We start from the raw sequence: 12,234 nt of genomic DNA on the forward strand, positions 1-12,234 counted from the left end.
CCATTAGTCTGGCGTCGACAGCCATGGGGGGAGTGTATCGCGCGCGATCATATCTTCATAGGTCGGACGTTGGCGGATAACCGCAAATTGATCACCATCCACCAAAACTTCGGGGATAAGCGGTCGTGAATTATATTCCGATGCCATTACAGCCCCATAAGCCCCGGCAGAGCGGAACGCGATCAGATCATCCGCTGCAACCGCAGGCATTTCACGCGCCTTGGCAAAGGTATCGCCACTTTCACAGATCGGGCCGACGATATCATATTTTGCAGGTTCATTCCCCGGTGCTGGTTCAACAACGGGCACGATATCGTGCCATGCCTCATACATCGCAGGACGAATCAAATCGTTCATCGCGCCATCAATGATCAAAAACTCGCGGTCTTCGCCGGACTTTACATAGATCACCTTCGACACCAGCAACCCGGCATTGCCTGCAATCAAGCGGCCCGGTTCAATCTCAATCTCGCAGCCCAGATGACCAACAGCGCGCTGCACCATCGCGCCGTAATCGGTCGGCAAAGGTGGGGCATCGTTTGACCGCGTATAAGGAATGCCCAAACCGCCGCCCAAATCTAGGCGGGTGATTTCATGGCCATCGGCACGCAACTGTTCGGTTAGCTCTGCGACCTTGGCATAGGCGGCTTCAAACGGGGCTAGCTCGGTCAATTGCGATCCGATATGCACATCGATCCCAATGACTTTCAGACCCGGCAATTTGGCAGCCATCGCGTAGACTTCGCGGGCCCGCGAAATTGGGATACCAAATTTGTTTTCAGATTTCCCCGTCGCAATTTTTGCGTGGGTTTTGGCATCTACATCAGGGTTTACCCGCACGGTAATCGGCGCGACCTTGCCCAGTGATTGCGCAACTTTGTCGAGCACGATCATCTCAGGCTCGCTTTCGACATTGAACTGACGAATACCACCTTCCAGCGCCTGACGCATTTCGTCGGCGGTTTTACCGACGCCTGAAAACACAATCCGGTCGCCCGACACGCCAGCGGCCTTGGCGCGCAGATATTCACCGATGGACACAACATCCATCCCCGCGCCCTGATCCGCGAGAATTTTCAGAACGGCCTGGTTAGAGAGCGACTTCATCGCAAAGCAGACCAGATGATCACCCCAAGACAGGGCGTCATCAAACAAGGTAAAGTGACGTTTCAGCGTGGCCGTTGAATAGACATAAAATGGGGTGCCCACGGCAGCTGCAATGTCAGCGACGGGTACATCTTCGGCGTAAAGCGCGCCATCACGATACACAAAATGGTCCAAACCAGTTTTCCTTGTCCAAAATCAGTATTGGACATAGCAGATCAGCCCCAAAGACCAACCCTGATTTATAGCCTAAAGGTTGCGATTTATGGAGCCGTCGCGCGCGTAAACCACGCGATCACGTAAATAGAGATATAGCGGCAAACCACAACTCACCCCGATGCAGATTGTGGCCACAATCGCCCAAAGGCTGCGCAAATTACGCGTTATGGCGACCTCGGACAGGATCCATATGATCAGCACCACGGCGCTGATCACAATGTCCCACGTCAAACCTGTCGATGCCAAATTGGCGCGCCATGCGTCCACCAGCGCAAAGAGGCTCCAACCTTCGGCCAGAAACCATTGCACAAAGAAATACATCGGATGCACGGCACCCCAAATCGCAAGGATCAGGAAGACGAAACGCATTAAAGGTTCGCGCCGACAGATACAGTACCGTTTGTTGCGCCCAATGTTGTCGATGTGCTTACGCCACCTGAACCGGCGCTTAATCCGACGTTCGCGGACGGTGTCCACGGCGCCGCATCAGCACCACAACTGGCAAGGGCCGCAACGGCCAAAATCAATGCAATATTCTTCATTTTAATTTCTCTCTCCAATAGGCGGCTTGGGCGCGGACTTGTGCAGGGGCAGTGCCGCCCAAACTCATCCGCGAATCCACCGAATTTTCGACGCCCAATACGTCGAATACGTCTGCGCGAATGTCCGCGTGAACCGTTTGCATATCGTCTAACGTCAGATCAGGAAGATCACACTCCTTGCCTTCGGCCATAGCGACAAGCGATCCGGTCACATGGTGCGCATCACGAAATGGTAGCCCAAGTTCACGTACGAGCCAATCGGCAAGATCCGTAGCCGTCGAAAATCCGCTGGAAGCCGCCTGTTTTAGGCTTTCACGGTTGGCCGTCATGTCGGCAACCATGCCCGACATTGCCGCAAGTGCGAGCATCAAATTGTCAGCCGCATCAAAGGTTTGTTCTTTGTCTTCTTGCATGTCCTTAGAGTAGGTCAGCGGCAACCCCTTCATCACGGTCATCAAGGCGACATTGGCGCCGAAAATCCGGCCAATCTTGGCGCGAATCAGCTCTGCGGCGTCGGGGTTGCGCTTTTGCGGCATGATGGACGACCCGGTCGACCATTTGTCTGACATCTTCACGAAACGGAACTGCGCAGATGACCAGATCACCAATTCTTCAGCCATCCGCGACAGGTGCATCGCACAAATGCTGCTTGCCGCCAAAAATTCGAGCGCAAAATCGCGATCAGACACGGCGTCCAGAGAATTCGTCATCGGGCGATCAAAACCAAGCTCTTTCGCCGTCATTTCACGATCAATCGGAAAAGACGTGCCTGCAAGCGCCGCGGCACCCAGTGGCGATGTATTCATTCGCTTACGCGCATCGGCAAAGCGTGACCTATCACGGTCAAACATTTCAACATAAGCCAGCATGTGATGGCCCCAAGTCACAGGCTGCGCGGTTTGCAGGTGTGTAAATCCGGGCATGACCCAATCGGCCCCGACTTCGGCCTGTCCCAACAGCGCTTTTTGCAGGCCGGCAAGTGCCGCATCTGCCAGGTCACATTGATCGCGCACCCAAAGCCGGAAATCGACAGCGACCTGATCATTGCGCGACCGTGCCGTATGCAAACGGCCCGCTGGTTCGCCAACAATTTCTTTCAGTCGCGATTCGACGTTCATATGGATGTCTTCAAGCGCAGCAGAAAATGCAAAGTTTCCTGTTTCAATCTCTGACAATACGGTGACCAAGCCTTCCTTAATCGCGGCGGCATCGGTATCTGTGATGATGCCTGTGGCGGCCAACATGGTGGCATGGGCAAGCGATCCGGCGATGTCTTGTGGCGCTAGGCGCTGATCATACCCGATTGAGGCGTTAATCGCCTCCATAATCGCGTCTGGTCCGGCGGCGAAACGTCCGCCCCACATCGTATTTGCGGTCTTGGTCATGAGGAAAAAGCCTATGCGAAAGTTAAAGTCAGCCCTGCTTTATACGGCCCTTGCCGTTGTTGCAAACACGGCCCAAGCCGATATGTCCGCGATCGAGGCTCTGCGCGAGGGTAATATGCGCAAGCTTATGTTTCACGAAACCGCCGTCGCCGGTTCTGACGCGCCTTTTTTGACCGAAACCGGTACTGAAATGACCCTCGCAGCCTATGAAGGACAGTTTGTTGTCCTGAATTTCTGGGCGACGTGGTGTGCGCCCTGCCGCCAAGAAATGCCCCAGCTTGCCGCGCTTCAGGCGCAAATGGGCGGCGACGACATGCAAGTGGTCACCGTCGCAACAGGGCGTAACCCTGCCCCAGCGATCAACCAGTTCTTTGATGAGATTGGCGTTGATAACCTGCCCAAACACGTTGACCCGCGCCAATCGCTGTCGCGCAGCATGGGGGTCTTGGGCTTGCCTGTAACCGTCGTGCTAGACCGCGAAGGTAATGAAATCGCACGTATGCAGGGTGAGGCAGATTGGTCCAGTGATAGCGCTGTCGCCGTGATGCAGGCGCTGATCGCAGGCGGGACCTAGGCCCGCCCGGCAGTATCTGACAGCAACAGCGGGTCGATCCCCATGTGTTTAAGCGCGCCGGCCCATTTGTGTTCATTCGCGCGGCCAAACACGATGTCACTGCGCGCATCGCACGTCAGCCATCCGTTGTGCGCGATTTCAGATTCGAGCTGCCCGGGCGCCCAGCCAGCATAACCCAACGCCAGCATCGATGTGTCTGGCCCAGCACCACTGGCAATATCTTCGATCACATCCAATGTCGCGCTCATGGATATTTCATCGGTAACTTTAAGCGTCCCAATGGCCGCTGCGTAATCGTTCGAATGCAAAACAAACCCGCGTGTCTGGTCTACGGGCCCCCCAAAATGCACCCGAATGTCGCGTACACCCGCCGCCTTATTGACGCCCATTTGATCCAGAAGGTCCGAAAAGAGCAAATCAGCCTGCGGCTTGTTCACAATCAGCCCCATGCCCCCGTCATCCGAATGGGAGCACATATAGATCACACTTTTCACAAACCGCGGGTCATCCATTCCGGGCGTCGCGATCAGCAACTTACCCGTCAAATTTGCGTCTAATTCTTTCATGTCGGCTAAATTGTTCAAGATATGTCTTCAATGCAAGCCCACATTGCAGCGGATCGCTTGAATGTGACTTCCTATTGCAGCGCAAATGCATAATGACAACCATATGTATATGAAAAAAATGATCCCCTTTGTCCTCGTGGCCTTGACCAGCGCAGCAACAGCCGCCCCCTATGATGACCTTGCCCAAATTGAGGTGCTTACAGGTTGGCGCAAGGCAAATGGCGATCATGTCGCAGGTCTGCGGATCACGCTTGCGCCGGGGTGGAAAACCTATTGGCGGGCCCCCGGTGATGCGGGTATCCCGCCTATGTTCACATTCACCGGATCGCAAAATATTAGCGCCATCGCGCCACATTGGCCGACGCCAGAAATCTTTGACAGCGCCGGGATGCAAACTATCGGGTACCACGACAGCGTGGTCTTTCCGCTAACAGTGCATAGCGACGCACCAGACCAACCCATGCAGATCAGCGGTCAAATCGACATTGGCGTCTGCGAAGAAATCTGTATCCCCATCAGCCTTGAATTCGACGCTTCGCTTCCCGCGAGCGGCAGCCGCGATAGCGCCATTACCGCCGCATTGGTCGATCGCCCGCTCACCCAGGCCGAGGCCGGCATTGACCACGTCACCTGCGCCATTGATCCGATCAGCGACGGTTTGCGGGTCACGACGGCCTTTGACCTTGCACCACTGGGCGGGGATGAAGTCGTTGTGGTGGAAACCGCTGATGCCAATGTTTGGGTCTCACAAGCGCAAGTCGACCGCCAAGGCGACCAACTGCGCGCCAGTGTTGACATGGTGCATAGCGCGGGCACCGCGTTTGGATTGGATCGGTCACAGATGACGATCACCGTACTCAACGGACATCAAGCCGTTGAAATTCGCGGCTGCACGGGCAGCTAGACACGAATTGCGCATAAGGTCACTTAGATCTTTGCGTCATTAACTGACTTGAACCAGCATTCTGATAGCCCTTTGGCGTCATGCCAGTTTCACGTTTGAACGCCTTGTAAAATGCTGAGCGCGAATTGAAACCAACCTCTAGCGCAACTGCTAGCACCGATAGGTCGCCTGCCATGATCAGTGGCTTTGACGCCCCTATCCGCCAACGTGCCACATAGTCAAAAAAGGATGCGCCGATCTCTTGGTTCAGCGTTTGTGACACTTGGTTTGGAAGCGCACCCACGTGACGTGACAGTTTTTGCAGCGACAAGCTGGGGTCGAGATATAGTGTATCTGTGCGCATCGCTGTCTCAACTCTGGCAGCCAATTTCGCCGCGTGGTCGTCGGTTAACGCAGAGCGGGCATATTTGTGGTCCGGCGCATCAATTTCAGCCACAGAGGTCAATTCTGGTGACGTGATCGGAGCAAAGAAGTTCAATGACAACAGGCCGCCAGCGATCAGCGCAAGAAACAACTCTTCGACGAACAAAGTGCCCCCTGCGAGGTTGTCATCTGCAAGAGAAAACGCCCCGACGGCCCAGATCAATACGAGCAAGACGATCATCACATCGACCCAACGCAAGTCTCGTTTTTCGACGTCCGAATAAAGCTGACGGATATGGGCACGGTAGGCAGTGAGGCGGCGCAGTATCGCGACAAGGTAGAGGAAGGAGGCGATCAACCAGATCATAATCAGCGCAAACGTCGTCACGGTGAGCGCAATTGGCAAAACCCCCGGAGGCAATTCGCCTGTTATGAATAGTGTTTTTTTGGCCTGCGCCGGGAGAATCCAAAACCCAAGACACACCACGCCGCCGATCAAGGGCAGCGCTTTGTCGCGCCAAAGGATTTGGACCGGTGACGCCATAGCGGTCTTGGCCGCGATGTAGTGATAAAGGGCTGGCGGAAGTACCAGCAGCATGAAAAGCAAAAGCGGCATGTAATTGATCACCGCGGCTTCGGCGAAAGTTTTAACCAGCGGCAGCGCGATCATTCCAATGAATGCGATGTAGACCAAACCAAGGCTGCGCCGTTCGCGCCGACTGCTTCGCCCCATTACAGCGGCAAGGAGACCGGTTAGGGCAATGCCAAGACAAAGCCCGGCGAGTGTCAGAACGGACGCGTTTTCCATACCCCCTTATTATGCTGGAATCATCCGCCTTATCAACGCAGCTAGGCGGTCAAAAAAATGCGACAGAACTGTCCTCGCCGTCATGCGCGGACGACAGGACACCGTGAGACTGCGCATAGCTGGGGTAAATCAACCAACTGGAAAGAATACGTTATGCCTACCTTCGATATCGTCACACTGATTGCGCATGTAGCGCTTGGCACTTTGGCCGTTGTTGTTGGCGCCATTGCCCTTGGGTCGCGCAAAGGGCGCAAAACCCACATAAGCGCTGGCCGCATTTTCGTCATAAGCATGGGGCTGGCATCCGTGCTTGGCGCGCTTCTTGGTGCACTTAAGTATGAGACCTTCTGGATCACCTTTCATGCGGGCGTCCTTGGCGCGACTTTGGTGGCAAGCGGTGTTTTGGCTGTGCGCATACGTGCGCACCGTGCTAAACAATTGTTCATCATCGTTGCGGGCATCAATTTCGTGAACGCAGCGGGTCTTATCACTGCAGGCTGGTACGCTACGACATTACCGGACGCGCGTTTGTTTGGCTTCGCGGCGGAAGACTACTTTTTCCTATTTGGCATGGCCGCCATTGCCTTGGGCGGTGATGTACACATGGTCTTTGGGGCGCAAATGTCGCATAAATTGCGGATCGCCCAACATCTTGTACGGATGTGTATCGGCTTTTTCATCGCGGCTGGGTCAGCATTCACCGGACCGGGCGCGTCGGCGTTTCCAGAAGCAGTACAACGTTCCGGTGTATTATCACTGCCTGAACTGATAATTATGCTTCTCATGCTGTATTGGCTTTGGAAAACACTCCGCCGCCATCAACCGTTGGCTGCTAGCCATTAGGCCACTGTCGCATCGCGCACATCATGAGCGACGGGCCACGGCCCTCCCGCTCTGAAACCCAGCGACGAGCATACCGATCGCATAAATTCCGACCAGCCAAACAACCACTGCCAGCACATAGCCCCCAAACGCCAGACCGAATCCTGCGTCCGCTAGCATTGGCAGGGCCGCAGCTACCGGTGGCCAGGCCGACCCGGTGATCAAAACCGGTGCGATCAGCGCCGCGAACAACCCGACAGCGCCCAATGCCCCAAGGCCAGCAGGCACGAACATCGCCATACGTCGCCCGCGCAGCGCCCGTTTGGCCGCAGCAATCTGGCGCTGGAAATCGGCTTGCATTGCCATCACAGAGGGTACCACCAGCAATACCAGAACAAATCCGAACGCGAGGCCAAAGACCAAGGTAATCACCGTCGGTTTCAAAAATTCAGCTTGGGTGGATTGTTCGTAAAGCAACGGCATAAGCCCCAAGACCGTCGTCAAAGTCGTCAACAAAACAGGCCGCAACCGATCAACCGTGCCGTCGACAATGGCCGGAATCAGACCCCGACTTTCGGCGTATTCGTCAATTGTCGTTACCAACACAATGCTGTCGTTAATGATAATCCCCACCATCCCAATCAAGCCGATCACGGTGAACATGCTCATGGGAATGCCCCACGCATTATGTCCGTAAATCGTGCCAACAAGTGCAAACGGAATGACCGACATCACCACGACCGGGCGGGTCCAGCTGCTAAATATCCATGCCAGCGTCAGGTAAATCCCCAAAAGCGCGAGGATCAGCCCCGTCTTCGCATCCGACAAAAACGCGCGTTCCTGTTCGCTTTGCCCGGACAGCTCGGTCTCAATCCCGAAATTGCTTTCGACACGCGGTAAGATATCTTCGTTGATCAGCGTCTGAATTTCAGTGGCACGCGCCGCATCGTCGCTATCAAGGTCACCTGTCACCGCGATCAGCTGGATCCCATTTTCACGACGGACCGTTGAAAACCCGGTGCGCGTTTGGACGGTCACAACGTCCGCCAGCGGCACATAGGCACCTTCGGCCGTTCTGATTTGCATCCGGTCTAGAAAATCTGCGGAAAGCTCATCATCGGGCAAAGCCACCTGAATGGTGGCAGAGCGCGTGCCGTCGGGATAAGTCGCCGCCTCAATCCCGGCGAGCCGGTTACGCAAAATCGTGCCAAGCCCATCAATGCTCAGCCCAAGCCGTTCCCCTTGCGGGGTCAGCTCTAGGATCATTTCTTCTTTGTCGTAAGACAGCGTGTCTTCCAGCCCTGATATCTCGCCAAACTGCGCCAGTTCTGTCTTGAGCGCTTCGGCAGCGGCCTTGAGCGTTTCACTGTCTGATCCGAACATTTGAATGGAAAGACCATCGGCGCCCGGACCACCACGGAACCTGCGGAAACTCACGGTTTCGGCCATTGGATGCTGCTGGATGCTCTCTTGCAGCGCACTTACAAAACTAGCGCTGGAATAGGGGCGGCTATCGCGGTCAATCAATTCAATCGTAATCGCCCCAAGCTGATCGGCGTCTTTGGTGTCGGACCCCGACAACCCGCGCCCGGCGTTGCCGCCAATTTCAGCCGCGACAAACTTCAGCGGGTTTGCTCCATGTTCAGCTTCATACTGCGCACCAAGAGCCTCCGTCGCGCGCTGCATTTCACGCATCATCGCCATGGTGTCTTCGCGTGTCGCCCCCGGCAGCATCGCAAAGTTCCCAGTTACTTGGCTTTGCTCTGGGGCGTTAAAGAACCGCCAGCTGACGTCACCGCGAATGAACAGCGCCATCTGTGAGGCAAGCGTCAAAAGCGTCAAGGCAAACACCGGATAACGCGCCCAAACCACAAACCCCATAAAGGGACGAAACAGAACCTCGCGAAACCAGACAAACCCACGGTTCACAATGCGCGAAGGGATGTCATACCAATGATCTTTCGCTGAATGGCCGATACTATGTGATAGATGGTTTGGCAGAATAAGAAAACATTCCGCAAGGCTCGCCGCCAATACCATGACCACTGTGAACGGAATATCCATAATAAATTGGCCAAAGCGACCACCAATCGTCGTCAGCGCATAGAATGCGATAATCGTCGTGATTGTCGCAGAAAGCACAGGGGTAAACATCCGCCGCGCCGCATTCTCTGCCGCGATAACGGGCGTTTCGCCCAGCTGGCGCACCCGAAAATCCGCGTGTTCGCCCACAACAATCGCATCATCGACGACAATCCCAAGCGTAATAATCAGTGCAAAAATCGAAATCATATTAAACGTAATACCGAATACATACATCAGCGCGACCGCTGCCAGCATCGCCACGGGGATACCAGCCGCAACCCAAAGTGCGGTGCGCGCGTTCAAGAATAAGAATAGCAATGCGACGACCAAAAGAAGTCCGCTGGCTGCGTTCTTCATCAAGATTTCTAGCCGCGCGCTAATCAGTTCGGCACGCCCGTTGGTGAGGTCAATTTTCACGCCTGCGGGCAAAGATGCCATAAACTCTTGGGCGACTTCTTGCACCGTGGCTTGTAGCTCAATCGCGTCACCCTGTGCCGACCGCGTGACCTTCAGCTTGATCGCCGGGTCATCGCCAACGAAATAGGCCCGCTCGCGATCCGTGCCTTCGACCCGGACCGTTGCGACATCTGCAATCGTCAGCTGTGATCCGTCAGCGTTAGAGCGCAAAACAATCGCGGCGATGTCATCGGCGCTGCGTTTTGCAACGCCTGTGCGCACCCGCGCATTGCTAGACACGTCGCCTGCCGGGTCGGCTTCTGCTTCCTCGGCGATCCGCGCGGCAATATCGGCAAGCCCGATATCATGTTCGATCAACGACAGTGACGGGACTTCGACGATTGTCGAAGGGGCGGCGACACCTTGCACCGATACTTGGGTGACGCCTTGTGCGAACAAGCGTATCGCCAATTCATCCGAGAACCGGGCCAATTGATCGACCCCGACGGGGCCAGAGACAACAACATCCGTAACCGTATCCGACCAGCCACCGCGGCGCACCGTCGGATCATCCGCGTCGGCGGGCAGGTTACTGGTGCTATCAACCGCAAGCTGGACATCTTCGGCGGCGCGATCGATGTCGTACCCCGGCTCAAATTCAAGCTGGATCGTCGCGCGCCCTTCGACAGAGGTTGACGTCGATGAGGTGACCCCCTCAACCGATAAAAGTGCCGGTTCCAACACCTGAACAATTGCCGTGTCGACATCTTCTGCGCCCGCACCCGACCACGTTACCGAAACGTTCAAGTCATCAACGACGACATCTGGGAAATATTGCGCCCGCATTTTTGGCAGCGCCAACAGCCCGGCGGTCAGCATCAACACCAGCAAAAGGTTCGCCACCGTGCGGTGGCGCGTGAAGTAAGACAAAATGCCGCTCGCGCGATTTGTCATGTCTTCGCCCCCGGTAACCATCAGCTGCCCATCCGGCTTTCAAGCCGCTCGACAGTTTCAGACAGAATTTCATCTTGTTCGAGCTGCCCCAAAATCCGGGTTTTGACCTCGTCGGGCATCCGCCCTTCGGTAACAAAGGTGACAAGCCGGGCGCGGCGTTCGGGATCAAGCACAATCATTTCAGGGGCTGCAGCCACTGTTTCTGTGCCGGGCGGCGCAATTGGATCCACTTTGATCCCCGCCCCAAGAAGCGGTGAGCGCTCCGCAACGATTTGACGCCCAGCGAAGTCGCCCAAGCTGACAATCACGTCGTCGCCCTGACGGCGTAGCAATTCAACCTGCCCAACGCTTAAACGGTTTTCTTCGCCGATCAACAACACGGTTTCATCGGCGGCCACCGCCGTTGCAGGCACCAATGCGACGTTTTCAAGCGCAGGCTCGTCGATCCGCACCGTCACAAAATCACCCGCCCGAAACCCGACCGCGCTGTCCAGTGTCGCGAACAGAAGACGACCCGTTTGACCGCTCGCCACTGCGGCGCTTTCACGGGTGATTTGGCCCGCAGCCGTGAGATCAAGCCCAGCGACATCCAGTGCAACCCGCAAGGGCGCTTGCGCCAGCTGGCCGCGCGCATCAAGCAACCGCGCATATTGCGAGGTCGAAACGCGGAATGACACCTCAAGCTGCGTTGGGTCTACCAATTGCGCAAAAAGCTCGTTTGCCGTCACACGGCCACCAAGGCTGACGGTCACATTCGACAATTGCCCGTCAAAAGGCGCATAAATTTCTGTATCTGCCAGATCGCGCTCTGCTTCTGACAGGTTAATTTGTTGACGGGCCAAGCTGGTAGTTGCCTGATCAATTCGTGCTTGCGCCGATGCCACAGCTTGGCGTCGGGTCAAAACCGCGGCCTGCGCGGACGACGCGGTAAATTCAGCGGTTTCTACCGCTGCGGCGGTCCCCACACCGCGCTCTGCCAAATCTTGCGCACGTGTCAGTGCCTGATCGCGCAGCGCAGATTGTTCCTCTGCGGCGGTTAGTTCATCTTCGGCCAAGATCAACGCACGGTCAGCGTCGCGCAGCTCTGCCTCGGCGTCTTGTAAATCGGCACGCACCCGGTTTAACGCAGCCTCCGCGTCGGTCGGGTCAATGCGCAGCAATAGCTGGCCTTCAGATACTGTTCCGCCATCAATCAGCGCGTCTGAAACTTCCTGCACGATACCGCCCGTCGCGCTACGCAAGTCTAGATGACGCTGGCTAAGAAGTTCGCCAAACGCCGTCATTTCGGGGATAATTGTTTGCGGAGTCAGCGTCGCAACATTGACTGCCAAAACGCGCTCTCGCTGCGGGAAACTGCGCGGCTCTTGCCCCATGCGAACTTGCACAGCCCCGTTAACCAAGCTACCCGCCCAAGCCAAAATCGCCAGCGTGACTGACAACAAAAAGACCCCGGTGAGGCTTCGACGCAAAAACCGCATATATATATCCTTGACCAGCGCCACCCGTCACGGC

At 55.9% G+C, this 12,234-nt stretch carries 11 protein-coding genes; 3 read left to right on the top strand and 8 right to left on the bottom strand.

All coding sequences use genetic code 11. From position 1 onward, the window contains the following. Positions 1–3: 3 nt before the first annotated feature. The 4 genes from lysA to argH form a co-directional block, all read right to left on the bottom strand. Positions 4–1,281: a diaminopimelate decarboxylase gene (gene lysA, locus Yoon_RS16490; RefSeq protein WP_238113721.1), complete on the bottom strand. Its 1,278-nt coding sequence runs from the start codon at positions 1,279–1,281 to the stop codon at positions 4–6. Positions 1,282–1,353: 72 nt separating this feature from the next. After that, a complete protein-coding gene (locus tag Yoon_RS16495; protein ID WP_238113722.1) occupies positions 1,354–1,692 on the bottom strand; it encodes a DUF2834 domain-containing protein in 339 nt (112 codons plus the stop codon). Further along, positions 1,692–1,865, bottom strand: a complete 174-nt coding sequence (locus Yoon_RS16500) for a hypothetical protein (RefSeq protein WP_238113724.1) — start codon at positions 1,863–1,865, stop codon at positions 1,692–1,694. Before Yoon_RS16500 ends, Yoon_RS16495 begins: the two co-directional genes overlap by 1 nt. After that, positions 1,862–3,250: an argininosuccinate lyase gene (gene argH / locus Yoon_RS16505; protein WP_238113726.1), complete on the bottom strand. Its 1,389-nt coding sequence runs from the start codon at positions 3,248–3,250 to the stop codon at positions 1,862–1,864. Before argH ends, Yoon_RS16500 begins: the two co-directional genes overlap by 4 nt. Positions 3,251–3,263: 13 nt before the next feature. Here argH and Yoon_RS16510 point away from each other — a divergent pair, with 13 nt between their 5' ends. Further along, positions 3,264–3,824 (top strand): TlpA disulfide reductase family protein, encoded by a 561-nt coding sequence (locus Yoon_RS16510; RefSeq protein WP_238113728.1) that lies wholly within the window; start codon positions 3,264–3,266, stop codon positions 3,822–3,824. Here the strand turns inward: Yoon_RS16510 and Yoon_RS16515 are convergent. Further along, positions 3,821–4,390 (bottom strand): YqgE/AlgH family protein, encoded by a 570-nt coding sequence (locus Yoon_RS16515; RefSeq protein WP_238113769.1) that lies wholly within the window; start codon positions 4,388–4,390, stop codon positions 3,821–3,823. The two genes, Yoon_RS16510 and Yoon_RS16515, sit on opposite strands and share 4 nt — an antisense overlap. Positions 4,391–4,493: 103 nt before the next feature. On the opposite strand from Yoon_RS16515, the gene Yoon_RS16520 reads away from it, so the two are divergent. Beyond that, positions 4,494–5,294 (top strand): protein-disulfide reductase DsbD domain-containing protein, encoded by an 801-nt coding sequence (locus Yoon_RS16520; RefSeq protein WP_238113730.1) that lies wholly within the window; start codon positions 4,494–4,496, stop codon positions 5,292–5,294. A gap of 19 nt (positions 5,295–5,313) precedes the next feature. On the opposite strand, the gene Yoon_RS16525 is transcribed toward Yoon_RS16520, so the two are convergent. After that, complete coding sequence (locus Yoon_RS16525; RefSeq protein WP_238113732.1) at positions 5,314–6,465, bottom strand: AraC family transcriptional regulator; 1,152 nt, start codon at positions 6,463–6,465, stop codon at positions 5,314–5,316. Between the two features lie 153 nt (positions 6,466–6,618). On the opposite strand from Yoon_RS16525, the gene Yoon_RS16530 reads away from it, so the two are divergent. Further along, positions 6,619–7,308, top strand: coding sequence for a hypothetical protein (locus tag Yoon_RS16530; protein ID WP_238113734.1), 690 nt, complete (start codon positions 6,619–6,621; stop codon positions 7,306–7,308). 21 nt (positions 7,309–7,329) lie between these two features. Here the strand turns inward: Yoon_RS16530 and Yoon_RS16535 are convergent, their stop codons facing one another. Both Yoon_RS16535 and Yoon_RS16540 read right to left on the bottom strand, forming a co-directional pair. Beyond that, complete coding sequence (locus Yoon_RS16535) at positions 7,330–10,743, bottom strand: efflux RND transporter permease subunit (protein ID WP_370642209.1); 3,414 nt, start codon at positions 10,741–10,743, stop codon at positions 7,330–7,332. Further along, on the bottom strand, positions 10,743–12,200 hold the full coding sequence (locus Yoon_RS16540) for an efflux RND transporter periplasmic adaptor subunit (RefSeq protein ID WP_238113738.1): 1,458 nt from the start codon (positions 12,198–12,200) through the stop codon (positions 10,743–10,745). The genes Yoon_RS16535 and Yoon_RS16540 overlap by 1 nt, the downstream gene beginning before the upstream one ends. Between the last annotated feature and the right edge of the window lie 34 nt (positions 12,201–12,234).

Origin of the sequence: Yoonia sp. I 8.24, from assembly GCF_022096995.1 — a bacterium.
Taxonomy (GTDB): Bacteria; Pseudomonadota; Alphaproteobacteria; order Rhodobacterales; family Rhodobacteraceae; genus Yoonia.

Bases quoted from the DNA above. Each gene is read 5' to 3' on its own strand.
- Yoon_RS16495 (WP_238113722.1), bottom strand. From the start codon at position 1,692: ATGCGTTTCGTCTTCCTGATCCTTGCGATTTGGGGTGCCGTGCATCCG.
- Yoon_RS16500 (WP_238113724.1), bottom strand. From the start codon at position 1,865: ATGAAGAATATTGCATTGATTTTGGCCGTTGCGGCCCTTGCCAGTTGT.
- argH (WP_238113726.1), bottom strand. From the start codon at position 3,250: ATGACCAAGACCGCAAATACGATGTGGGGCGGACGTTTCGCCGCCGGA.
- Yoon_RS16510 (WP_238113728.1), top strand. From the start codon at position 3,264: ATGCGAAAGTTAAAGTCAGCCCTGCTTTATACGGCCCTTGCCGTTGTT.
- Yoon_RS16515 (WP_238113769.1), bottom strand. From the start codon at position 4,390: ATGAAAGAATTAGACGCAAATTTGACGGGTAAGTTGCTGATCGCGACG.
- Yoon_RS16520 (WP_238113730.1), top strand. From the start codon at position 4,494: ATGTATATGAAAAAAATGATCCCCTTTGTCCTCGTGGCCTTGACCAGC.
- Yoon_RS16525 (WP_238113732.1), bottom strand. From the start codon at position 6,465: ATGGAAAACGCGTCCGTTCTGACACTCGCCGGGCTTTGTCTTGGCATT.
- Yoon_RS16530 (WP_238113734.1), top strand. From the start codon at position 6,619: ATGCCTACCTTCGATATCGTCACACTGATTGCGCATGTAGCGCTTGGC.
- Yoon_RS16535 (WP_370642209.1), bottom strand. From the start codon at position 10,743: ATGGTTACCGGGGGCGAAGACATGACAAATCGCGCGAGCGGCATTTTG.
- Yoon_RS16540 (WP_238113738.1), bottom strand. From the start codon at position 12,200: ATGCGGTTTTTGCGTCGAAGCCTCACCGGGGTCTTTTTGTTGTCAGTC.